The 23,373-nt window shown below is 64.4% G+C and carries 21 protein-coding genes and 3 tRNA genes; 12 read left to right on the top strand and 12 right to left on the bottom strand.

Annotated elements, in window-relative coordinates:
- Positions 1–70 precede the first annotated feature (70 nt).
- On the bottom strand, positions 71–1,330 hold the full coding sequence (locus RCH11_RS09520) for an isochorismate synthase (protein ID WP_327056751.1): 1,260 nt from the start codon (positions 1,328–1,330) through the stop codon (positions 71–73).
- 69 nt (positions 1,331–1,399) lie between these two features.
- On the opposite strand from RCH11_RS09520, the gene ubiE reads away from it, so the two are divergent.
- Genes ubiE through RCH11_RS09505 form a run of 3 tightly spaced genes read left to right on the top strand, consistent with a single transcriptional unit; the run spans position 1,400 to position 4,762 of the window.
- Positions 1,400–2,230, top strand: a complete 831-nt coding sequence (gene ubiE / locus RCH11_RS09515; RefSeq protein WP_327056750.1) for a bifunctional demethylmenaquinone methyltransferase/2-methoxy-6-polyprenyl-1,4-benzoquinol methylase UbiE — start codon at positions 1,400–1,402, stop codon at positions 2,228–2,230.
- Between the two features lie 36 nt (positions 2,231–2,266).
- A complete protein-coding gene (locus RCH11_RS09510; RefSeq protein ID WP_327056749.1) occupies positions 2,267–3,349 on the top strand; it encodes a polyprenyl synthetase family protein in 1,083 nt (360 codons plus the stop codon).
- Positions 3,350–3,409: 60 nt separating this feature from the next.
- A complete protein-coding gene (locus tag RCH11_RS09505) occupies positions 3,410–4,762 on the top strand; it encodes an FAD-dependent oxidoreductase (protein ID WP_327056748.1) in 1,353 nt (450 codons plus the stop codon).
- 33 nt (positions 4,763–4,795) lie between these two features.
- On the opposite strand, the gene cls is transcribed toward RCH11_RS09505, so the two are convergent.
- Entirely contained in the window at positions 4,796–6,271 is a 1,476-nt protein-coding gene (gene cls, locus RCH11_RS09500; RefSeq protein ID WP_327056747.1) for a cardiolipin synthase, read from the bottom strand.
- Between the two features lie 21 nt (positions 6,272–6,292).
- Positions 6,293–6,781, bottom strand: a complete 489-nt coding sequence (locus RCH11_RS09495; protein ID WP_327056746.1) for a YajQ family cyclic di-GMP-binding protein — start codon at positions 6,779–6,781, stop codon at positions 6,293–6,295.
- Positions 6,782–6,822: 41 nt separating this feature from the next.
- Between RCH11_RS09495 and RCH11_RS09490 the strand changes: the two genes are divergently transcribed.
- The 4 genes from RCH11_RS09490 (at position 6,823) to RCH11_RS09475 (ending at position 10,432) form a co-directional block, all read left to right on the top strand.
- Positions 6,823–7,596 carry a lytic transglycosylase domain-containing protein gene (locus RCH11_RS09490; protein WP_327056745.1) on the top strand — a complete coding sequence of 258 codons (774 nt, stop codon included), beginning with the start codon at positions 6,823–6,825 and terminating at the stop codon, positions 7,594–7,596.
- Positions 7,597–7,801: 205 nt separating this feature from the next.
- A tRNA-Tyr gene (locus tag RCH11_RS09485) sits at positions 7,802–7,886 on the top strand.
- A gap of 502 nt (positions 7,887–8,388) precedes the next feature.
- The gene (locus tag RCH11_RS09480; protein WP_327056744.1) at positions 8,389–9,330 is read left to right on the top strand and encodes a M23 family metallopeptidase; all 942 of its coding nucleotides are present in this window, start codon (positions 8,389–8,391) and stop codon (positions 9,328–9,330) included.
- Between the two features lie 238 nt (positions 9,331–9,568).
- A complete protein-coding gene (locus RCH11_RS09475) occupies positions 9,569–10,432 on the top strand; it encodes a M23 family metallopeptidase (RefSeq protein WP_327056743.1) in 864 nt (287 codons plus the stop codon).
- Between the two features lie 3 nt (positions 10,433–10,435).
- Here RCH11_RS09475 and RCH11_RS09470 read toward each other — a convergent pair whose 3' ends face one another.
- Positions 10,436–12,184, bottom strand: a complete 1,749-nt coding sequence (locus RCH11_RS09470; RefSeq protein WP_327056742.1) for a glycoside hydrolase family 13 protein — start codon at positions 12,182–12,184, stop codon at positions 10,436–10,438.
- 138 nt (positions 12,185–12,322) lie between these two features.
- Between RCH11_RS09470 and RCH11_RS09465 the strand changes: the two genes are divergently transcribed.
- The 3 genes from RCH11_RS09465 to RCH11_RS09455 all read left to right on the top strand — a co-directional run bounded on the left by RCH11_RS09465 (position 12,323) and on the right by RCH11_RS09455 (position 14,504).
- On the top strand, positions 12,323–14,239 hold the full coding sequence (locus RCH11_RS09465) for a glycoside hydrolase family 13 protein (protein ID WP_327056741.1): 1,917 nt from the start codon (positions 12,323–12,325) through the stop codon (positions 14,237–14,239).
- 91 nt (positions 14,240–14,330) lie between these two features.
- Positions 14,331–14,402: transfer RNA gene (locus RCH11_RS09460), tRNA-Thr, on the top strand.
- A gap of 28 nt (positions 14,403–14,430) precedes the next feature.
- Positions 14,431–14,504: transfer RNA gene (locus RCH11_RS09455), tRNA-Met, on the top strand.
- Positions 14,505–14,651: 147 nt separating this feature from the next.
- Here the strand turns inward: RCH11_RS09455 and RCH11_RS09450 are convergent.
- The 6 genes from RCH11_RS09450 to RCH11_RS09425 all read right to left on the bottom strand — a co-directional run bounded on the left by RCH11_RS09450 (position 14,652) and on the right by RCH11_RS09425 (position 19,570).
- Positions 14,652–15,431, bottom strand: a complete 780-nt coding sequence (locus tag RCH11_RS09450) for a TylF/MycF/NovP-related O-methyltransferase (protein ID WP_327056740.1) — start codon at positions 15,429–15,431, stop codon at positions 14,652–14,654.
- A 314-nt stretch (positions 15,432–15,745) separates the two neighbouring features.
- The gene (gene sufU, locus RCH11_RS09445; RefSeq protein ID WP_442789026.1) at positions 15,746–16,195 is read right to left on the bottom strand and encodes a Fe-S cluster assembly sulfur transfer protein SufU; all 450 of its coding nucleotides are present in this window, start codon (positions 16,193–16,195) and stop codon (positions 15,746–15,748) included.
- Positions 16,192–17,499 carry a SufS family cysteine desulfurase gene (locus RCH11_RS09440; protein WP_327056739.1) on the bottom strand — a complete coding sequence of 436 codons (1,308 nt, stop codon included), beginning with the start codon at positions 17,497–17,499 and terminating at the stop codon, positions 16,192–16,194. Before RCH11_RS09440 ends, sufU begins: the two co-directional genes overlap by 4 nt.
- 315 nt (positions 17,500–17,814) lie before the next feature.
- Complete coding sequence (locus RCH11_RS09435; RefSeq protein ID WP_327056738.1) at positions 17,815–18,462, bottom strand: hypothetical protein; 648 nt, start codon at positions 18,460–18,462, stop codon at positions 17,815–17,817.
- A gap of 68 nt (positions 18,463–18,530) precedes the next feature.
- Positions 18,531–18,974, bottom strand: coding sequence for a DUF6114 domain-containing protein (locus tag RCH11_RS09430; protein WP_327056737.1), 444 nt, complete (start codon positions 18,972–18,974; stop codon positions 18,531–18,533).
- The gene (locus tag RCH11_RS09425) at positions 18,974–19,570 is read right to left on the bottom strand and encodes a DUF6230 family protein (RefSeq protein WP_327056736.1); all 597 of its coding nucleotides are present in this window, start codon (positions 19,568–19,570) and stop codon (positions 18,974–18,976) included. The genes RCH11_RS09430 and RCH11_RS09425 overlap by 1 nt, the downstream gene beginning before the upstream one ends.
- An 86-nt stretch (positions 19,571–19,656) precedes the next feature.
- Between RCH11_RS09425 and RCH11_RS09420 the strand changes: the two genes are divergently transcribed.
- Positions 19,657–20,082, top strand: a complete 426-nt coding sequence (locus tag RCH11_RS09420) for a hypothetical protein (RefSeq protein WP_327056735.1) — start codon at positions 19,657–19,659, stop codon at positions 20,080–20,082.
- A gap of 230 nt (positions 20,083–20,312) precedes the next feature.
- On the opposite strand, the gene fgd is transcribed toward RCH11_RS09420, so the two are convergent.
- On the bottom strand, positions 20,313–21,344 hold the full coding sequence (gene fgd, locus RCH11_RS09415) for a glucose-6-phosphate dehydrogenase (coenzyme-F420) (protein WP_327056734.1): 1,032 nt from the start codon (positions 21,342–21,344) through the stop codon (positions 20,313–20,315).
- Positions 21,345–21,462: 118 nt separating this feature from the next.
- Between fgd and RCH11_RS09410 the strand changes: the two genes are divergently transcribed.
- A complete protein-coding gene (locus tag RCH11_RS09410; protein ID WP_327056733.1) occupies positions 21,463–22,461 on the top strand; it encodes an MBL fold metallo-hydrolase in 999 nt (332 codons plus the stop codon).
- Between the two features lie 6 nt (positions 22,462–22,467).
- Here RCH11_RS09410 and RCH11_RS09405 read toward each other — a convergent pair whose 3' ends face one another.
- A complete protein-coding gene (locus RCH11_RS09405; RefSeq protein WP_327056732.1) occupies positions 22,468–23,097 on the bottom strand; it encodes a C40 family peptidase in 630 nt (209 codons plus the stop codon).
- Positions 23,098–23,373: the final 276 nt, after the last annotated feature.

The following is a 23,373-nucleotide window of genomic DNA, read 5'->3' as shown; positions in this document are numbered from 1 at the left end:
AACATGCGGGCGCCCGTGTCACTCGCAGGCGCTGAGGTTGGCGTTCGCGGAAGTGGATCGAGATCGACTCTCAGTCCAGCGCCTCCGCAATCGGCCGGAACTTCATCCGCGTTTCGAGCAGCTCCCGTTCGGGCACGGATTCGGCGACAATGCCCGCACCGGCATATGCCGTGACCCGGCCGTTTTCGTCGAACTGCGCGCTCCGCAGTGCGACCGCCCATTCGCCATCGCCATCCGCTCCCACCCAGCCGACCGGTCCGGCGTAGCGGCCGCGGTCGAATGGCTCGAGTTCGTCGATGATGCGCAGGGCCTCCGACGTCGGAGTGCCCGCAACCGCGGCGGTGGGATGCAGCGAATCAATGAGGTCGAGAGAGGTCGACCCGTCGATGAGATCTCCCTCGATGTCGCTCGCGAGATGCCACACGTTCGGCAACTTGAGAGTGAACGGCATTTCGCTGGCCATCACGTTCGGGCTGTGTGATCGCAGCGACGCGAGCACGTTCTGCACGGCGTACCGGTGCTCGTCCTGATCCTTCGTCGAGGTCGCCAGGGCCGTGGCCGCCTGTTCGTCCGTGGCTGCATCCGTGCCACGGGCTGCGCTACCCGCCAGCACCCGGGCGGTCACTGAGCCGTCATCCACACTCACGAGGGTTTCCGGGCTCGACCCGATGAAGCCGTCGACGGCGAAAGTCCAGCAGTCCGGATAGCCAAGGGCGAGCACGTCGATCATGCGACGGATATCGGCACCCGGCGGCAACTGCCCCACCAGGTCTCGGGCGAGCACGACCTTGCTCACTTCGTGGGAGCGGATGCGCGCAACGGCGGCCGCAACCGCGTGCCGGTAGTCGGCGTCCGGCACCGTGCCAGGGTGGAGGTCGACGTGATACCTCGGACCGTAGGGCTCCAGGGGCGGCACGACCAGGGGTTCGAGTTCACCCACCGCGATGCGCGTCAACCAGCTCTGACCCTTGTCGCGACCGATGATGACCGACGGCACGATGAGAACACTCGTCGTCGCCGAGCTATCGGAGAAGGCGAAGCTGCCGAACGCGAGCAGTCCGGTGCCGGTTCGGACGAGAGGATCGGTCACGGACGCGGCGGTCGCGATCCGCTGCCAGACAATTGCAGCATCCCGCATCCGATCGGGGCCGCAGAACTCGAGCCGCAGGGCTTCACCGTGTCCGACGAGGCCGAAGCCCCGACGCATCCAGGCCAGGGGATGCCCCGCCTCGAGCAGCGGAACCAGCGGACCGAGATCGGCCGTCGCGGTCGTTTCGACAGTGAGAGACGGCACCGTGGAGTCATCGTCGAAGGGCGCGAATGCGGTCACCCGGCCAACACTAGCCGGGCCCCACTGGGAGCCGAAAACGCACAGGAACGCTGAACTAGACTTGCCATCGTGGCGAAGGCAGATCTGACTAAGCAACCCAAAGAGGTCGCCGAGATGTTCGACGACGTCGCGAAACACTACGACCGCACGAACGACGTGCTCTCGATGGGTAATTCGTTTATCTGGCGGATCGCGACGACTCGAGCGGTCGCTGCCGTGGCGGGAGAGCGCATTCTCGACATCGCGGCCGGCACTGGCACCAGTTCCGCCGCGCTGGCGAAGAGTGGTGCCGATGTCGTCGCTGCCGACTTCTCGCCTGGCATGATCGAGGTCGGCAGGCAAAAGCACCCGTCGATCTCCTTCGTCGTAGCGGATGCGACAGACCTGCCGTTCGCGGATGGCGAGTTCGACGCGGTCACCGCTTCCTTCGGCCTCCGCAACGTCGAAAATCCGAAAAAAGCCCTTGCCGAGATGTATCGCGTGCTCAAGCCGGGCGGCCGCCTCGTGATCTGTGAATTCAGCACTCCGTCGCGTGCGATTTTCCGCGCTGGCTACACCGCTTACATGCGCTACCTCATGCCCTCGATTGTCGGAGTGGCCAGTTCTAATCCCGAGGCCTACACCTACCTTGCCGACTCCATTCGCGAATGGCCGGACCAGGTCACGCTGAGCCAGTGGATCCGTGGTGCCGGCTTCACGCGCGTTGCCTACCGCAACCTCACCACCGGAGTCGTCGCGCTTCACCGCGGGCACAAGCCGGCCAGGGTGGTCACCCGCCGGGCGTCGCGGAAGACGGTCAGCACGAAGAAGCCCGAGATCGAGACCGTCACCGACCTCGGTGCGACCAACACCGATGTCAGCGGCACCAACCCGGACAGCCCGGCGGCTCCGAAGCCCTAGGGCTTCGTTTCCGCCCTCGACGGTAAGGCCGACCCCGTGACTCCCAGCGTGCCCCTCGCCCGCCGCCGTAACTCGCTCAACTCCGCCCTCGGGCTTGGCGAAAAGCTGTTCTCATCGGCGAGCGAGCGCAAATTCGCCTCCGCGATCGAAGACGGTCTCGACGAGGTTGAAACCGGCCTGCTCGACCAGGTGTCATTCGCCGACGATCTCGCGGATGTGACAACCCGCTATCTCCTCGAGGCGGGAGGCAAGCGGGTGCGCCCGACGCTGGCACTGCTCACCGCGCAACTCGGCAGTGGCAACACTCCCGAGGTGATGATCGCCGCCGAAGCCCTGGAGATCACCCATCTCGCTTCGCTGTACCACGACGACGTCATGGATGAGGCCGGGATGCGTCGAGGCGTGCCGAGTGCTCAGAGCGTCTGGGGTAACTCAGTGGCCATTCTCACCGGAGACCTGCTGTTCGCGCGAGCATCTAAGCTGATGTCCAGCCTTGGCGAAAGGGCGATCATGCTCCAGGCCAACACCTTCGAGCGTCTCTGCCTCGGCCAGCTGCACGAGACGATCGGCCCGCGCGACGGCGAAGACCCGATCGACCACTACATCCAGGTACTCGCCGACAAGACCGGATCGCTCATTGCCGCCGCAGCGGAGATGGGCATAATGTTCGGCAATGCCCCGGAGGAATATCGCACCCCGGTGAAGGTTTTTGGCGAGAAGATCGGCGTCGCGTTCCAGCTCATCGACGACGTGATCGATCTGGCGGCCGGCGAGGAGGAGACAGGAAAAACCCCCGGAACCGACCTGCGGTCCGGGGTCGCCACTCTCCCGCTGCTGTACCTGCGCGACCTCGCGAAGACCGATGTGGATGCCGCCGACCTGCTTACCCGCCTCGAGCGCGACGTCAACGCGGCGCACTACTCGCCCGAAAATGACGATGAGGCGGAGCTCGCCAACGCGATCGCCGAGTTGCGCGGCCACGAGGTGACGCAGAAGACTCTGGACGAGGCACACCGATGGGCGCGGGAGGCCGTGGAAGCGCTCGTCCCGCTGCCAGCCGGCCCCGTGAAGAAGGCCCTCACCCGCTTTGCCGAGAGCGTCGTCGAACGCTCCAACTAACCGCAGCGCCATCCCGCGGGTCGAGACAGTCGAGATCTGCTGCAGACCAACAAGGAACCCATGACGAAACTGAGACTTGCCATTGTCGGTGCCGGTCCCGCAGGAATATATGCGGCCGACATCCTGCTGAAGGCGGAGAAGTACTTCGAGGTGTCGATCGACCTGTTCGAGCAGCTTCCGGCTCCGTACGGACTGGTTCGCTACGGCGTGGCCCCCGACCATCCGCGGATCAAGGGAATTATCACGGCGCTGCGCGAAGTGCTCGACACCGGTCGTATTCGTCTCTTCGGTAACGTCCTCTACGGGCAGGACATCACCCTCGACGATCTCAAGGCCCACTACAACGCCGTGATTTTCTCCACCGGTGCGGTGCGCGATGCCGATCTGGACATCCCGGGGATCGATCTCGACGGCAGCTACGGTGCCGCCGAGTTCGTGAGCTGGTACGACGGGCATCCCGACGTGCCGCGCGGATGGCCGCTCGAGGCAAAGCAAGTGGCGGTGATCGGCAACGGCAACGTGGCCCTCGATGTGGCCCGCATTCTCGCGAAGCACGCGGACGACCTGCTGCCGACCGAGATCCCGGCCAACGTCTACGAGGCCCTCGCCGCCTCTCCAGTGACCGACGTCCACGTCTTCGGGCGCCGCGGACCAATGCAGGTGAAGTTCACACCGCTTGAGTTGCGCGAACTCGGCGAGTTGCGAGATGTGGACATGATCGTGCACGACGAGGACTTCGACTACGACGAGGCGTCGAAGGCCGCGATCGCGAGCAATAAGCAGGTGTTCGTGATCGATAAGGTGTTCACCGGGTGGCGCGCACGGGAGGCTGGCACCGCATCCCGACGGCTGCACCTGCATTTCCACGCGAACCCGGTGGCGGTCACCGGAGACGGGCGGGTGGAGGGATTCCGCTACGAACGCACTGCCCCCGACGGGCAGGGTGGAGTCGTCGGCACCGGCGAAGTCCGCGAACTGCCGGTTCAGGCCGTGTATCGCGCGGTCGGATACTTCGGGTCGCCCCTGCCGGGGATCCCCTTCGACGAGAGGCGCGGCATCATTCCCAACCGTGAAGGCCAGGTTTTGGATGATACGGACCACCCGGTGCCCGGTGTCTACGCCACGGGCTGGATCAAGCGCGGACCGGTTGGACTGATCGGACACACCAAGAGCGATGCGATGGAGACCATCAAGCATGTTGTGAACGACCAGGCGAATTGGTGGGCACCGTCGCATCCCGACGAGCAGTCCGTGGTCGACCTCCTTCAGGAGCGGGGAGTGGAATACACCGACCTCAGCGGCTGGCATCGTCTCGATGAGCACGAGAAAGCGCTGGGCGAACCAGTCGGCCGCCTGCGTATCAAGATCGTGCCTCGCGTCGAGATGGTCGCGGTGTCGCGCTCCGAGGCCTGATCCACCGCTGCACGGGACCAGTCAAGCCACGCGTTACTGAACTGCGGCGGTCAGCCGCGCGGTGTTGTCGAGCACTTTCGAGCGGAGGGGTCGGGTTAGCCAGTCGTCGAGCAGCAGTTCCGTGCTGTGCTCGCGATAGGTCTCCTCTATTTCACGCAGTTGGGCCACGATCTGACGACCGTGCACCATGATCGATATCTCGTAGTTGAGGGTGAACGAGCGCATGTCCATATTGCTTGACCCGATCACCGCCACCTCATCATCGATCGTGAAATGCTTCGCGTGCAGCACCGTCGGCGACGTGTACAACCATATGCGCACGCCGGCTCGCAGCAGCGCCTCGTAGTAGCTGCGCTGGGCGTGGAAGACCACGGGTTGGTCGGCCACGGCTGAGCAAAAGAGCTGCACGTCGAGCCCGCGGTAGGCGGCGTTGGTGATCGCGTAGAGCATCGAATCGTCTGGCACGAAATACGGACTCGTGATGATCACCCGGCGTCGTGCGTTGTACACGAGCGAGTCGAAAAGCCGAAGGTTGTTCTCGAGGTCAAACCCCGGCCCACTCGGCACCACCTGGGCATCGATCGCACCCACGATTTTCGCATCGGGAAAGCGGTCGGTCTCCCGCAGGAGCAACTCGTCGGTCTCGCTGTACCAGTCCGTGACGAAAAGTGCGTTGATGCCGGCGACGACCGGTCCCTCGAATCGCACCATCAGGTCCTTCCACTGCAGGCCGCGACGGATGTTGCCGCGCTTGTTGTAGCTGCGATCGATCATGTTCTGCGATCCGGTGAACGCGACGGTGCGATCGATCACGAGCAGCTTGCGGTGGTTACGCAGGTCGGGACGCTGCCAGCGTCCGCGCCAGGGCTGCACCGGCAGCATCAGCTGCCACAGCGCTCCGATGCGCTTCAGCCGACGAATGGTGCGCAGGTAGCCGGGGGAGCGTATCGACGCGATGTGGTCGAGCAACACCCGCACGGTCACCCCTCGCGACACCGCGGCCTCGAGCGCATCGAAGAACGGCTTCGTTGTCTGGTCGTACGACAGGATGTAGAACTCCGCGTGCACGAATCGCTTCGCCTGGCCCACCGCCTCGGTCATTGCGGCGAGGGACCCCGCATAGTCGGTGTACAGCTTCGCCGTGTTGCCCCCGACCAGGGGCATCGAGCCCAGAGTGCGATTCTGTTCCACGATCGGTTCGAGCCACGACGGAAAGTCGATTTCCTTCTCCACCCGGTCCATTCCCTCGGTCGTCTCGAGGATGAAGGCGTTGATCTCGACCTGTTTCTCCCTCCGGCTCTTCGGCAACTTCGTGCTGCCGAAGAGCAGGAACAGGAGGATCCCGACGTACGGGATGAGGAAGATCGCGAGCAACCACGCCATAGCGGTTTGCGGCTTGCGGTTCTGCGGCACCACAATCACCGCGATCACCCGGATCGAAATGTCGACTACCAGAGCGATCGTGGCGAAGAGGGAGCTGGCGAAGAAATTGACGACGAACGAAATCATTGGGTCGCGTGGACAGCAGGCTCAGCGGAAGTTGACGAACTGAAGATCGATATCGAGATCCGCGCCCTTGAGGATTGCCATCGTCGACTGCAAATCGTCGCGGCTTTTCGAGGTGACCCGAAGTTCGTCGCCCTGGATTTGCGCCTTCACGCTCTTGGGCCCCTCGTCGCGGATGAGTTTTGAGACCTTTTTCGCATCCTCACTCGAGATTCCGTTTTTCAGCGAAATGTCGATGCGGTACTCCTTTCCTGACGGATAGGGTTCCCCGGTATCGAGGCTGCGCAGCGAGATGCCTCGCTTGATGAACTTGGCCTCGAGCACTTCGAGCACTGCCTTAACGCGATCCTCCGATGAGGCCTTGAGCAGCAGCTTCTCGCCACTCCAATTCACCTGTGCGCCCACGTTCTTGAAGTCGTATCGCTGCGCGATTTCCTTCTGTGCCTGATGGAGCGCGTTGTCGGCCTCCATTTTGTCGACCTTGCTCACGATGTCAAAAGTTGGGTCAGCCATTCCAGCAGTTTAACGGGCCGGTCAGGCGAAGATAGGATCCGATGTCGAATCTGCGAGTGGTCCTGATTTCCGCGGCCGGCGTAATGGCCACCGTTGCCGTGGTCGGGGCCATCGTGGCCTTCACGCTGCCGGGAGGGGTCGGACTACCGGGGCGTCCGGATGCCGAGAGCCCCTCGATCCCGCTCGCCCGGTTTGCGACGGCCGCGCCGGTCAGCGCAGCGCCAGATCCGGCCGGTCCCGCGCTCTCCGCGCTCGCCGACCCGGCCTGGGTCGCGGCCACCGCGAGGAAGACCGGTATTCCCCCGCGCGCGCTTGCTGCCTATGCCGGCGTCGCGATCTCGTTCGAGAGTCGCCCCTGTGGAATTGGTTGGAACACCCTCGCTGGCATCGGCGAGGTCGAATCCCGCCACGGCACCATCTTTGGAGGCAGAATCGCGGCCAATGGCTCTGCGATTCCGCCGATTTTCGGGATTCCGCTCAGCGGGGGTGCGGTGGCAAACATCCCCGACTCCGACAAGGGGGCGATCGACGGCGACGCAACGATCGACCGTGCGGTGGGTCCGATGCAGCTCATCCCCGAAACTTGGCGCAACTGGCATGCGGACGGCAACGCCGACGGGGTGCAGGATCCACAGAACATCGACGACGCAACTCTCGCTGCGGCGAGCTACCTATGCCGCGCGGGAGGAAAGGCCCTCGATACCGAGAGCGGCTGGCGCAAGGCAGTGCTCGCTTATAACGGGTCGAATCGGTACCTCGTCGATGTGATCCGATACTCCACCGGGTACGCGAGGGACGTCGACCCTGTGCAGTAACAGGCGGCGAAGTAACAGGCGGCGAAGTAACAGGCGGTGAAATGCGGCATCCGCAACCTCCTGGATGCCAGCCACGGCGCCTGCCCATCGCACCTGTCGTGCGACCAACTGAAACCTATTACCTCGGTCGTCGCTTACCCGATTTCGCGGAGGCCGTTCACCCTGTATCCTTACGATGCACCGTTGACCTATGGTTGGCGGGCATGGCAAGTTACCCAAGTGGCCAAAGGGATCTGACTGTAAATCAGCCGTCTACGACTTCGTGAGTTCGAATCTCGCACTTGCCACCATTACCAGCGCGAACACCGGCCCGCCTCGACACGAGACGGGCCTTTCGCGTTTCGGCACCAGGGGAGATTTGTGCGGCAAGGGTGGGGCTTTTTTCGCGGGCACGCCGATTCGAGCCGGAGCGGCAATCGAAATTTCATCGGCACTGGATAGGCGCTGGTGGTTACCGGATTTTCGTATCTCGCCGCGACTTTTCAATGGCTGCTCCGCGAACGCTGAAGACAAATTCAGACTCTCGTGAACCACGGGTGTGGCCACCTCACGGACCCGACGTAATTGCCGTTTGGCACAGAGTGTCGTAGCCTTTACCCGTTCGTTATAATTTCCACGGGCTTCGGCCCGGGGATTTGCGGCATCGACCACGTCATTATTTGACATGCCAATTCCAGACCCACAGACGTACTCGAGTTCTCCATCTCGCTGTATTCGTTGTTGGAGGACCACCAGCTGTGATCGTTTTTTGTTTGACACCCGCTCGACCGACGAAGTCGGAGAATCGCTAGCGTGGCGGATTTCAGCTGGAATCTCGACTCAGCAGATGTCGCGGACCACGCAGGCGCCACTCCCGACGCAGTACCGTTCATTTCGCGTCGCAACCTGAGGGCACAAGAGAACGCAGCACCGGTGTCCCGGGCACGAAAGGCCAGGGTTCCGCGGCGCTTGACGTCGGCGAGACCGACACCGGTGCGAGCCGCTCGGGTGAAGTCGGTTCCGGTAACGTCCGCACGGTCATCCACTCCCCGTCGCGCGAAGGTACTCCGCAAATTCGTCACCTTCGGAGCGATGTTCGGGGCGGGTGCACTGCTCGTGGCGACCTCGCTGCCAGCGGTGGCTCTCCCGGGTAACTCGGCGAGTGCTTCAAGCGCGCAGTTCCCGACGCAGGCGAGCTCGGAGGTGCAGGGACTCGCTGTCGCCGGCACCGCCCTCGATGCGGCGACGACGCGGGATTCCTACACGGTCGTCAACACCATCCAGCCGTCCCGTATGCAGCTCGGCAGTCAGAACTTCGAGTACACGAACGATGTAAACGGCACAATCCAGTGGCCCTTCCCCGCCCCGGTGCCAATCAGCTCGGGGTTTGGCGGGCGCGTGTCACCGTGCTCTGGATGCTCATCCTTCCATGAGGGGGTTGACTTCGTTCCTGGCTCTGGCACGCCCATCGGCGCAGTTGCGAACGGCACGGTCACCTTTGCCGCGTACGACTCGAGCTTTGGCTATCACGTGATCGTCGACCACAACATCAATGGCCAGAAGGTGCAGAGCCTCTACGCCCACATGCTCGCGGGATCGATAAAGGTCGTAGTTGGCCAGCAGGTCACGGTGACCCAGGAAATCGGGCAGGTCGGCAGCACCGGGCATTCCACCGGAGCGCATCTTCACCTCGAAATCCACCTCGATGGAACACCGGTCGACCCCTTCGCCTGGCTCAAGGCGAACGCGAACTGAAATCCGCCCCCGCATGCGGGGTGGTCTTCCGTGGTCTTTTTGGCTACTGTTAGCAAATTCGTTACTTACGCATGGAGCCAGCGGCGTCGCGAGCCCAAAGGACGTTTGTGGCCGTACCAGTCCACTGGTACCGCGCAGCGTCGCAAGGAGCACCTGTCATGTCGCCTGCAGTCGCAAGCCTGTCCTGTGCATGTGGGAGCGCTCCACTGGGAGTGCCGTTCGCTGGCTCGGGAGGCCTGTGACCGACGACATCGGGCTGCCCTCGGCGCGAAGCCGCCGAGAGTTGGCAGAACGCCGCGCCTCCACACCTCGTCTTCGCACCCGCCGAGCCCGAACAGTGGCGGTCGCGATTCGCCCCGCAGCACCGCTGCGACGCAATAGATTCAGACGCGTTCTGCGCAAGCTGATGACCGTCGGAGCGATGGCCGGTGCCGGTGCACTGCTCATCTCCACGTCGCTGCCGGCCAGCGCGTTCCTCAACTCATCGGGCGTGTCCAGTGCCTCCGCGACCACCACATCAGCAAGCGCGGGGGTGCCAGTGCAAAACCTGAGGGTTGATGCCAACGCCGCAGTTGCCGCACCCCCTCGCGACGCTTACACGGTCGTCTCCCTCGTGCAGCAGATCGCTACGAAATACGCGTCGGCGGCGCGCAGTACTGCCTACACGAACGATCCGAACGGCACGATCCAGTGGCCCTTCCCCGTGCCGGTGCCGATCGCCTCCGGCTTCGGGCCCCGCCAGGTCGAAGGGTGCGGATTCTGCTCAACCTTCCACGAAGGTGTCGATTTCACTCCGGGCTCTGGCGTCCCCATCCAGGCCATCGCCAACGGCGTCGTGAGCAAGGTCGAATTCGACGGCGGCGGTCTCGGCAACAACGTGACAATCGACCACAACATCAACGGCCAGAAGGTGCAGAGCATCTATGGCCACATGCTCGCCGGGTCGGTGCGCATGGTCGTCGGCCAGATGGTGAAGGTGTCCGACCAAGTGGGCCAGGTGGGCAGCAGCGGCGCCTCTACGGGCGCTCACCTCCACCTCGAGATCCACCTAAACAACACACCCGTTGATCCGTTCGCATGGCTCAAGGCCAACGCGAACTAACATTCAGGAGCGCAACCACACCGCAGTGTCACTCGGAAGCTGCCGCGCGTCGAACTCCTCGGAGGCCACAATGACCTCGCCAGCGGGCAACTCCACCGCGGCATCGCCGGTGTTGGCGATCACCGTGACGGAGCCGTTGCGGAAGGCGACCACGGCATCCGGGTAGCCGTCGAGCCACTCGATATCGCCGAGTCCGAGATTTGCGCGCGACCGTGCTGCCAGAAGGGTGCGATAGAGCTCGAGGGTCGAGCCGGGCAGGCCGCGCTGCGCGTCGCGAGCGTAGGGCGCCCAGTCCTCCGGCTGCGGGAGCCAGCTTTTGCCACTCGAGCCGAACCCGTAGGCCGGCGCGTCCGCCTCCCAGGGGATCGGCACTCGGCATCCATCGCGCCCGTAGCGCTCGCCCTTGGTTCGGAACCAGGTGGGGTCTTGGCGTGCCTCGTCGGGGAGATCGATAACTTCGGGAAGGCCCAGCTCTTCGCCCTGGTAGATGTAGGCGCTGCCCGGCAGTGCGAGCATGAGCGTGGTCGCCGCGCGCGCGCGGCGCAGTCCGAGAGAACGTACCGGCTGACCGGGGGATCGCGGCCCAATACCGTGCCCCTGTGGGTTCTCGGCCGTGACCGCGAGGCGCGAGGCGTGACGGACCACATCGTGGTTAGAGAGCACCCAGGTGCTCGGTGCGCCGACCCCGGTGAAGGCGGCAAGCGAAGCGTTAATGGTCGCCCGCATGGACGGGCCACTCCAGGGCGTCTCGAGGTAAGAGAAGTTGAATGCCTGCTGCATCTCGTCGGGGCGTACCCAGTGCGCGAGCTTGTCGAGTGGCTCGACCCAGGCCTCGGCGCAGAGCACGCGATCACCCTCGTATTCCTCCAGCACGCAGTGCCAGTCGCGGTAGATCTCGTGCACGCCTTCTTGCGCCCAGTACGGTGGTGTGGTTTCGCCCTTTCCGAGATGGGCGTCGATTTCTGGCTCAAGCCCCAGGCTGCCGCTTCCGCCCATACTGCCGCCGCCGGCCGATGGCGTGTAATCGGGAAGGCCGGCCGCTTTGATTAGCCCGTGCGCGACATCCACTCGGAAGCCGTCGACGCCGCGGTCAAGCCAAAAGCGCAGGATGTGGCGGAACTGGTCGCGTACCCAGGGGTTCTGCCAGTCGAGGTCGGGCTGCGAGGCGTCGAAGAGGTGAAGGTACCACTGGCCAGGGGTGCCATCGGCTTTGGTGAGGCGGCTCCAGGCCGGACCGCCGAAGACGGATTCCCAGTTGTTGGGTGGCAGCTCGCCGTCGACGCCCGCGCCGTCACGGAACAGGTAGCGCCCTCGTTCGGGGCTTCCCTCCGGCGAGGCGAGCGCGGCTTGGAACCACGCGTGCTGGTCTGAGGAGTGGTTGGGTACCAGGTCCACGATGAGCTTGAGCCCGAGTTCGTGCACGCGCTTCTCGAGCGCGTCGAAGTCGGCGAGGGTGCCGAAGATCGGGTCGACGTCGCAATAGTCGGCCACGTCGTACCCCGCGTCTTTCTGTGGCGACGTATAAAAGGGCGAGAGCCAGATCGCATCCACCCCGAGTTCCACTAGCGCGGGAAGGCGCTCGGTGATTCCGACGAGGTCGCCAAGGCCGTCGTCTCCCATGCCGTCGGCGAAGGAGCGAGGGTAAATCTGGTAGATCACCGCGGAGCGCCACCACTGAATTCCGGCGGCGCTGGAAAGGGTGACGGACTCGGTTGAGGGCACGGAGGATCCCTGCAGAATGTCGAGGCTCATGCGAAAACCCTATTGCATCCCCGCCAGACGGGAAGCGCTTCCACTACTGGCATAATTCGGATGCGACGGTGTTTCTGCAGTTTCTCCACTGACCTACCGGGCCCAACGGTCTTCCGCGTCGCACAAAAAAGGATCATCATGGGCATCGTGCACGAGCCGCATCACGACGGTTCTCCCCTCTACGTCTCCGACGCCACGCCCCGACTTGGCGATCGCGTGCGCGTGCGCGTGCGGATCCCGTCGGATTTCGGTCCGGTCGATGTCGTACGCACGCGCTCCAATCCCAATCACGAACCGCGGTTCACGATGGCATCCCCCGTGGCGATAGTCGAGGGCTGGGAGTGGTGGGAAGCGGAGATCGAGGTGGAGAACCTGACCCACGGCTACCGCTTTCTCTTCACACTCGCCGACGGGTCCAACTGTTGGCTCAACGCCACGGGTCTTCACACGATCGAGACTCTTGACTCGGAGGACTTCAAGATCCTCGCCCACCCTGCGCCGCCAGAGTGGGCGAAGGCCAGCGTGATGTACCAGGTGTTCCCTGACCGGTTCGCCCGATCTGCGGATGCCGCGGGGCGCGAACTGCCAGCCTGGGCAGAGCAGGCGCAGTGGAGCGATCCGGTGACGCACGTCGGGCCGCACACGTCGACCCAGTTTTACGGTGGCGATCTCAAGGGCATTGAGCAGCACCTCGATCACCTCGAGCGCCTCGGCGTCACCATGCTCTATCTCACCCCGGTCTTCCCCGCGCGGTCCAATCACCGCTACGACGCGCTCTCCTTCGATGAGGTCGATCCCCTTCTCGGCGGGGATGCGGCGCTTATTGCCCTGGTGCATTCGGCGCACGCTCGCGGTCTCCGGGTGATCGGCGACCTCACCTCGAATCACAGTGGCGACGCGCACGAATGGTTCGAGGCATCCCACCTCAGGCCCGGTACGCCAGAGAGCGCCTTCTACTACTGGCTGGATGCCGAGCAGCGCGAGTACGCGTCGTGGCTGGGCGTGCCGAGCCTTCCCAAGTTCAACTGGAACTCGCCCGAACTGCGGGCTCGGTTCATCGAGGGACCGGACTCCATCGTGGCGAAGTGGCTGGCGCCGCCCTATTCGCTCGACGGCTGGCGCATCGACGTCGCGAACATGACGGGACGCCATCTGACCGACGATCTCAATGCCGAAGTACGGGGCATCATCCGGCGCACAATGATCGAGATCAACCCCGACACGATCCTGCTCGGTGAATCGACCAACGATGCGACGAGCGATTTTCAGGGCGACGCATGGCATGGCGCTATGACCTACGCCAACTTCACCCGACCGGTGTGGGGTTGGCTGTCGGCCCAGGAGCGCGAATCGTCGTACTTCGGCTTACCGTTCGGCAAGATTCCGTCCTACACCGGTGAGCAGGTCTTCGCGGCGCATCGCCAGTTTGCGCACGGCTTTCCTTGGCGTGTGCAGCTGAGCACGATGAACGCCCTCGACACGCACGACACCCCGCGCTTTCTCACGCACGCGATCGACGGCGCCCAGCCGGTGGCTGTCGGGCTGTCGATGACGATGCCGGGCATTCCCGTGGTCTTCGCCGGCGACGAGTTCGGCCTGGTCGGTGACGACGGTGAGCACTCACGAACGCCCATACCGTGGGACCAGGTGGATGCCGCGGCCCCCACGATCGACCCCTACTCCGATCTCATCCACCTGCGCACCGGACATCCGGCACTCAACGGTGGTGGTATGCGCTGGCTGCATGTCGGGCGAGAGGTGCTCGTTTTCATCCGAGAGACAGCCAAGGAGTCGGTCCTCGTGATCGCCGCCCGGGGCGCCTACGATGTGTCGCTTCCCGCGCATGCCTTCGCCGGGACGCCGCGGCCGCTCTACGGGCACGCGACGGCCGAGCGCGGCGGCGCCGGCATCCGCCTGTCTGGAAGTGGTCCGTCGTTCAGCGCGTTCGCGCTGCCTGGCGTCGCGCTGCCCGACTTCTCTGCGACGGGAACGGTGCTCGAAGTCGAGCCGGAACGTTCACTCCGGCGTACGAAAGGGGTAGCGCGTGGATGCTAGTCTCTTACGGTGCCAGACGGCGCCGCGCTGTTCGCAGCGCCGTGCAACCGACGTGGTTCGATAGACGCAATTGGTGTGATTGACATTTCACGCCCCCTTAGCTCATTGGTAGAGCACTTCCTTGGTAAGGAAGAGGTAGTGGGTCCGATTCCCACAGGGGGCTCGCGCAGCCCTTCGTCGGGCCGCGTCCCGGCGGGGTAGCTCAGGTGGTTAGAGCACACGGCTCATAATCGTGGTGTCGCGGGTTCAAGTCCCGCTCCCGCTACAACATTTCCGTGAGGAATCAGCCTTGCCGCGGGCAGGCAACCTGTCGGCGTCATCCTCGCGCTCGCTTGTACTGACCGGTCAAGTTGGGCGCCGTCGCCGGAGCAGCCGACGCTGATTGCACTTGGGCGCTGACGCAGACGCGGGCCTATTCGGAGGGTTTGATGGCGACGCGTCCGCTGCCTGTGCGGGCAAGGAAGAGCCGGACACCGGTGCGGGCGATGAACTCGTCGACGGCCTCGCGGGAGCCTTGCCACCAGCCGTAGTCGTCGAGCAGGAGAACACCGCCCGGAATAAGCCGGTCATACAGGTGCGCCAGCTCGTGTGCGGTTGATTCGTACCAATCCGTGTCAAGCCGAAGTATGGCAATGCGTTCGGGTGCCATGCCGGGGATGGTCTGCTCGACCGGTCCCTTGACGAAATGCAGCTTCTCTTGCGGGTAGGGGACCTGACGGAAGCCTTCCTGCACATCCTCGAGGGAGGCATACGCCCATACGCGGGATGTCTTGTCGGAAGAGGCCAACAGCTCGGCCGCGGGTCGACCGTCGGTCCGCCGGTCCCGCGGACCGGGCGCGGGCATGCCCTCGTACGTGTCGAACAGGTAAAGGTCGCGGTCGTGTGCGCCCGCAGCGTCGAGCGCCCGGGCAATCGCGTGCATGCTCCCGCCGCGCCACACGCCGCATTCCACGACCGCCCCTGGGATGTTGTGCCGGGTGACGTAGCGGGCTGCCATGATCACCGCGTACAGCTTCTCGAAGCTCGTCATCGTGTACGGCCGCACCAGGCCGATGATCGCCGCGGCTTCCTCATCGATATCCTGCGGAATCTTCGCCGCAGAGGTCCCGCCGCCTGTGCGCGGGCGGGCACGCCGTACTTCGTATCCGGTCAGTTGGGAAAGGGCAGCATTGAGACGTTTGTGCACCGACATAATCCACAAAGTACCTTACCGGGGGCGAGATGAGTGATTCCGGGGGTGTTGGTGCGCCTTCGTGGGGGAGGGTGTCCAGGATGTGGTCGGAACGATTTATCGGGGGCGTGGAGGTGCTGCTGGACGCCGACCTCGACACTCCGGCCACCGTACTTTAGGTGAGAACGGACAACTTCACCCTGGAATGACGGTGGCTGCGGCACGCCCGCCAGCACTATGCCGGGCCGTTCCCGTTTCGACCCGGCCGATGGCGCCGATCACCAGCTTGGCCCCGACACTGCCTTCGGGGCACACTGCCTTCGCTCCGGCTCCCCTTATGCCGCTGCAGCCAGGATGATCGCCTGTTCGCCAGCAACCCAGGCGAGCATCGCGCATTTGACTCGCGACGCATATCGGGACACCCCACCGAGGGCGACAGCATCGCCGAGCAGTTCTTCATCGGGCTCGATCGTGCCACGTGACCGCATCGCGACGCGGAAGAGCTCGATGCGGGCCGCGAGATCGGCCGTTGTCAGACCCGGCGCGAGATCGGAGAAGAGCGAAGCGGAGGCCTGGGAGATAGCGCAGCCATGACCCTCCCACCGAATGGCGCGGATGCGATCCGTTCCGGGCTCCAAGTGCAGTTGCAGAGTGATCTCGTCGCCGCAGGTGGGATTGATCTGGTGCGATTCAGCGGCCGCGTGATCTTCAAGGCCGCGACCGTGCGGGCGGCGCGACAGGTCGAGAATCACTTCCTGGTAGAGGGATTCCATCGCAGAACTCACGCGTTCACACCAAAGAACTTTGTCGCATCGGAGAGCGCATTGAGAAAGTCGTTGACCTCGTCTTCAGTGGTGTAGAGGTAGGCGCTCGCCCTCGTTGACGAGGTGATACCCAACCTTCGGTGGAGGGGTTGGGTGCAGTGATGACCGACACGTACTGCAATCGACCGGTCGTCGAGGAACTGGCCGATGTCGTGCGAGTGAACACCCTCGACGTCAAAGCTGGCCAAGCCGACTCGAGCCTGCCCGATACCCGGGCCGAGGACGGTCACCCTCGGTATCTCGTTCAGCCCGACAACAAGATGCTGCCCGAGAGTCGCTTCGTGCTGGGCGATGCGGTCGATTCCGATGTGGTCGAGGTAGTCGACGGCGCTCGCCAGCGCTATTGCCTGCGAAACGCGTTGGGTACCGGCCTCGAACCGATGCGGGGATGGCAGATATTCTGCGCTGTCCATAGTGACGGTGGTGATCATCGATCCTCCGGTGAGGAATGGCGGTAATGCATTGAGTAATTCGCTGCGGCCGAATAGCACGCCGATGCCGGTTGGACCGAGCATCTTATGCCCGGAGAATGCTGCGAAGTCAACATCCAGGGCGGCAAGATCGAGCGGAAGATGCGGCGCAGACTGGCATGCGTCGAGAACGGTAAGAGCGCCAACCGAGCGCGCCAGAGCGACCAGTTCCTGCACCGGGTTGATGACGCCGAGCACGTTGGAGACATGTGTGAAGGCAAGGATTCGCGTGCGCGAGGTGATGAGGCGGGCCGCCTCGTCCATGCGCAGCGTGCCGTCTGCGGAAATGGGAATGAAGCGCAACACCGCTCCGGTTCTTGCCGCGAGTTCCTGCCACGGCACCAGATTGGCGTGGTGCTCCATTTCGGTGACGACGATCTCGTCGCCGGATGCGAGGCGAAATCGCTCCGCTGCCGGTCCACCGCGGCCAGCGGTTGCGTTACCGATCGCATAGGCGACCAGATTCAGTGCCTCGGTGGCATTGGAGGTCCAGACGATCTCGTCTTCACGCGCACCGACAAAACGAGCGACCGTGGCTCGCGCATCCTCGAAACGCTCGGTCGCGAGCGCAGCCAGTGTGTGGGCTCCGCGATGGACCGCCGCATTCTCGCGCTCGTAATATTCGCGTTCGACCTCGATGACGGAGCGAGGTTTCTGGGATGTCGCGCCAGAGTCGAGGTAGACGAGGGGGCGCCCATTCACCTCCCGATGAAGGATAGGGAAATCGGCCCGGAGGGCAGCGATCTCCGAAGAGGTTAGTGTGCGTGGTGATGTTAGCGCGGGGAAGGTTGGCATGATGACGGCCTCAAATTTCTGTACCATTCCATGCTAACCGCGTGCTGTCGGGCGAATGAAAGTGTGAGCTTTTTGCCCCGTCGAAGTATTTCTTGGGATGACCGGGGGTAAAAAGCACGGTGCTGACATCGCCCCGTGGACGGCGTCGATTGGGTGCTCGTCGCAGAACCATGCCCTGCCGACAGGCTCGCCGGCAACCGACGTTGACCGTCGCCCTCCGCCACCCGCACCTCGCCGAGCAGTGCAACGCCGTCCAGTGGTCCTCGTGCAGGCGGCGCAGGCCACCGAGAGGCCGGGTTCGCACTGCGGCCGTCGCTACTTCAGTGACTGGTGCGGCGCGGTGAAGGCGATCGAGTTCGCGGTGACTCCGACCAGTCCGAGGTTAACCCTGAGCATCGTCGGGGGCAGTTCGTTTCCCGGCGGAGGCGTCGCCGCCCCGAGCGCGAGGGCCGTGCCATCGAGCAGGGTAGCCGTGAGCGAGTCGAGGTAGACCGTCACGGCGCCGCGAAGCTGCATCCGCGTCGCATTGGTCACAAGTGATGGCCCGGTGGCCTTGCGCACATCGAGCAGGAAGTCTTCCACGGTCACCCCGTCGGCGACGATCTTGAGAGCGGTGGTGCGCGTACCGTCTGCCAATGGCACCGTGACCACGCTCACGGAATGAAGGCCCGAGATCGAGATCGAGGAGCCGCCGAGCTGGGCGGCCGGCAGCGTGAATGTCGGGGCTTCGGTATCCGGCACTCCCACAACCGACGAGCCGGGCGCTGCCGGCGCGGAGCCAATTCCGCCGGGGATGGGAATGGCCGGGAACGTCGGAATCGGCCCGGGCGCCGGCGCCAGGGTCGAAGTCGGAGTCGGTGCCGGGGACGGCTGTGCCGAGCCGCACTGCATCAGCAGTGGGATGCACATCCCAGCGCCGGGAACCCGCGCGGCGCTGATACCCGACAGGGCCGCGATGAGCACTGCGGCCAGGGCGAGCGTGCCAGGGGCTCCGGCGGTGCGACGGCGCGACGCACGCCGTACCGGGCCGGTCAGGACCGGCCCGGTACTAAAGGAGCCGGCTCCACCGGGGCGGGATCGGCAGGGGCTTCGGCCGGCTCTTGGCTCGTGGCGTGGGCGGCCTTCTTCGGCATCCACGCGACGATCAGGATGCCGCCGATCGCGCCGAGCAACATTCCGATGAAGAAGCCGCCGAGATTTACGCCGATAAGGGAGTAGACCGACAGCACGAGAACGATCACGCCGTAAAAGATGCGGTGCACCGGCATGAGCATCGCGAGGATGCCGAGCAGGACCATCAGAACGGGGATGATCGTGGCCTGCAGTCCCTCGATTCCGACCTGAACGTGGATATTGCCGACGTCGAGCTGCCCCGAGAAGAACATCTCCATCCCGGCAAGGGCGGCGAGAATACCGCCGACAAAGGGCCGCTGGCATCGCCAGGCAGGGAACATAGCGAGACGGGAGGAGGCCATCAGAAGCATCCCTTGCTGCCGTCCGTGAGCTGGAGGTGCATGCCGGTGAGTGTGAACACCGAGGCCTGGGTCGACCATGCGGTCTGCTGGAGTCCGACGATCTTGAGCGAGTCGGCATCCTGGGCGAAGTCACCGGCCGTGCCCTTGTGGCTCGTGTTCACCGTTGACGCATCGACACCGATGCGGATGTTGTTGAAGGTCGAGTCACCCCTAAGGTCGGTCATGCCGATCTGCAGGTCGGTCGCCTTTGCGGGCTTGCCGCCGCCGCCCGCCGTGATGAGCAGCCCCACTCTGCCCAGCGGAGTGTCCGTGACGACCGACTGGCAGAGGTCGGCGAGGTTGGCCGATGCGATGTTGGCGATCGCGACCTGGTGCGGCTTACCGGCCGTGTCGTTGGTTACACCCGCGTACTGCGAGAACCCGGTGCCGTCGAGCTGAGAGGCGCTGATCTGGAATTGGCTGCCCGATACCGCAAACGAGACGGGTACGGCGCCGTTCGCCACTCCGCCCATGAGCGCGGTGGCGACAACGGCCACGGGAACCGCGGTGAGCACGATGCGTCCGGCGTGTGTTCCTGTCAGAGTTCGGAACTTCATAGATCCTCCTTGATCCAGACCAAATGGCTCATTTGATCACTCTTGCTGATACGTCCTAATAGGAGCGACGCGCTCGGAAGGGAACTATGACGCGGATCTGGAAAAACTTCTTCACCTTCGAGGCATCCGATCCGCACCTCACGATGGCTCGGCAGCCCAGAGTGCCCGTCGAAGCGAGCATGCGAAACGACGCGTGCGTCACTGCCCATCCTGCTGTGGATCGTTGTAGTCCACCGGCTCACAGCCCGCAGAGCGAGGAGAGAGGCCTGATGTTCCGGCAATGTGGTGTCGATCTGGTGCGCCCCGGTGAGGTGGGCGAGCTGGATGAGGATGCCGCCAACGTCTCCATTCGCGCCGTGCAACAGGATCGTCTGACCGATCTTCCGGGGAATTATTCTTTCGGTGGGTGCGGTGAGACCACCCGTCACAACGCTGGGGTCCGCGGGCTGCGCCGCTCGAGCACGATGAACACGAGAACTATCAACACCCGCACGTTCGGGTCGATCGCATGAGGTACCCCGGCGGGCGCACCTCACCCTCCTTGCGCCCCCGCCACGTCACGAAACGCTCGCGGCGGCGATATCACCTCGCGGAGGGAGTCATGACACCCTCCGCGAGGTGATCTTGCCGCCGGGAGCCGGCGTATCCCCCGCCACGAGCCCCGGCTGTCACGCGACCGACGCGACCGACGGGGCCGACGGGACCGACGGGACCGAGGCGCTCGCCGCCGCCGGCGGGGATCCTAACGTGCGCGCAGGCGGGGTGCGAGATCGCGTTCGAAGGACTCCAGGAAGCGGCGCTGGTCGTGCCCGGGCGCGTGGAAGACGAGGTGGTTGAAGCCCGCGTCGATGTACTCTCCGATGCGGGCGGCAGCTTCCTCGGGATCGGAGCCCACGATCCAGCGGGTGGCAATCTGCTCGATCGACAGGGCATCCGCCGCCTTCTCCATCTCGATCGGATCGGTGAGGTCGTGCTTTTGCTCGGCAGAGAGCGACAGCGGAGCCCAGAAGCGGGTGTTCTCGAGCGCGAGATCGGGGTCGGTGTCGTAGGAGATCTTGATCTCGATCATGTGATCGATGGCCTCGACATCCCGTCCCGCCTTTTCGGCGCCCGCCGCGACAGCAGGGATGAGCTTCTCGGTGTAGAGGTCCATTCCTTTACCCGAGGTGCAGATGAAACCGTCGCCGGCCCGACCCGCATAGCCGGCCACGACCGGTCCGCCCGCCGCGATGTATACCGGGATGCCGCCCTCCGGCCGGTCGTAGATGCTCGCGTCATGCGTCGAGTAATACTCACCCGTGAAATTGACCCGGTCACCGGTCCAGAGTTCCCTCATGAGCGAGACCGCCTCACGCAGTCGGGCGTAACGCTCCTTGAACTCGGGCCAGTCCTGCTCACCGGCACCCCGGAAGCCGGTCGCGATCTCGTTGAGCGCCTCACCCGTACCGACCCCGACCATGATGCGGCCGGGGTAGAGGCATCCGAGGGTCGCAAATGCCTGGGCAAGCACGGCCGGGTTGTATCGAAACGTCGGGGTCATCACCGAGGTGCCGATCTGGATCGTGGAGGTGCGCTCGCCAACGGCGGCCATCCAGGCGAGGGAGAACGGTGCATGCCCGCCGGTGTGTCGCCACGGCTGGAAGTGATCGCTGACGGCGACGCTCTCAAATCCGTGAGACTCTGCCGCGACGGCGATCTCTACCAGTTCCCGGGGCGCGAACTGCTCTGCGGATGCCTTGTAACCAAGCTTCAGCGGCAATTTTGGTGCAGACATGGCTCTCGATTCCTGGTGGCTGGGAGGTATCCATCCATTCTGCGCGCGACAGCCCGCCGTCGGTACCGGACGTATGGTTTTGAAGGGGCGATTGCCTCCGAAGTTCGAGAGGGGGCCGATGCATCCCACCAGTTCCGCCCAGTTCGAGGCATCCCGGTCTGGCACGGTTCCGGCGCCTGAGCAGGTGCGCGACGACGTCTGGGCCGTTGCCCAGCGAATGCCGGGCGCGCACCTCCCGTATTCACTGCTCTACCTGCTGCGTGACTCCGACCGCGCCTTTCATGTGATCGATCCGGGATGGGATTCCGACGCGAACTGGGATGCCCTCACCGCGGTGCTCACGAGCCTCGATGCGTCACCGGCCGATGTCCGCTCGATCACGGCCACCCACCTGCATCCCGACCACATCGGACTCGCCGATCGGCTGCGTCGAGCATCCGGAGCTCCTCTCCAGCTTCACGAGACGGAGGCCGCCGCGATTGGTTCGCCGTTCGTAACGCCGCAGGCGGCAGAGGCGGTCGAACGGCTGGTCGAGACCTGGGGCGTTCCGATCGAACGTCGCCGCGAGATTGTGAGGGTCGCTGATCAAGCCTCGCGTTTCGTCGCTCCACGGGCAGACCGCACGCTCGTCGACGGCGAGCGTCTCGACATCCCCGGCTTCGACCTGCGCGCCCTGCTCACGCCGGGTCATACCTCCGGCCACCTCTGCCTGCGTGAGGGCGCGCGCAGGCTGCTTTTTACCGGGGATCACCTCCTGCCGATGATGCATGCCGGGCTCGGCCTCGGAGCCCCCACCGCGTCTAACCCACTTGCCGACTACCTTTGGGGACTCCAGCGAGTGAGCGCGTTTCCCGACCATGAGGTGCTGCCGGGTCATGGCTACCGTTTCCGCGGTGTCACCGTTCGGGCCGCGGCATCGGCCGAACATCACCTCCGGAGATCGCGCGAGGTGGTTGCAGTGCTGGCCGATGCGCCGGATTCGAGTAACTGGGAGATCGCGGCCAGACTCACCTGGACCGCGGGGTGGCAGAACCTCACGGATTTCTTTCTGTACTCCGCCCTCGCCCAGACGGCGATGCACCGGAATTACCTCGAGCGGACCGCCGAGCGGCTTTGAGGGAATCTAAACGGTCAGGCGGATGAAGAGCGGCGAGCCCCAGAGGCTGCCCACGTGCTCAACATAGCGACCCGGTCGCGGGGAGTTGTACATGCCGCCCGCACCGTCGTAGATGCCGATGTGCTGGCCTGGCCAGTAGACCAGGTCGCCGGCCACGGCATCCGCTTGGCTGATACGCACGCCAAGGCGGGCCTGATGGTCGGCTCCGCGGGGGAGGCTGATGCCGAACCCGGAGAACACGTACTGGGTGAAGCCATCGCACGAGAAGCTGGTGTCTGGGCTGTTTCCGGTGCCGTAGGGCACCACGCCCACGAACTGTGACGCGTATTGAAGCACCGCCGCACCGCTGTAGGACGGTGCCGGGGGGTTGACAGTGAGGCCGCTGAATTTATTACCGACCGGGGCCTGGCCCACTGCCGCGACGATCGCCACCGGTTGCGGGTTGGTTACCGAGTAGCCGTCGCGGGGGGGTGCGGTGAGCGCCACACGGGAGACGAGCGAGATCGTCTGGACCGATGGGCTGTGGCTCGTAACCGCCGCAGCGGGTCCGACTGCGGCATAGGCGGGAATGGCCACGGTCGCAATGAGAGCACCCGCTGCCACGAGGGCGCCGAGCTTCGCGGCGTAAGAATTCATCCGATCAGGCTAGCCCAGACCCTACAAAAAGTCTCAATTGGGTAACGAGGCCCCGCGAAGTGGGGCGTTCAAGTTGCGATTCGGGGGTGATCAGACCGGTTGTCGCGCCGGTTGGCCTCACAGTCACGCCAAGGATCGACGGTTGTACGGCCAGAGTGCCAAGGGGGAAACCGATTGCGCAGTGAACACGATCGGTGACCGTGACCACAGCGGGACTGACGACCTGCGCTCGCCGTTGCGGACATCGCGTGCGTACGAACGTCGCTGGCGCGGTCG

This window comes from Glaciihabitans sp. GrIS 2.15, from assembly GCF_035984695.1.
Classification (GTDB): domain Bacteria; phylum Actinomycetota; class Actinomycetes; order Actinomycetales; family Microbacteriaceae; genus Lacisediminihabitans.
The sequence above is the reverse complement of the archived record's forward strand: the minus strand, read 5'-3'. Positions and strand labels throughout refer to the sequence as shown.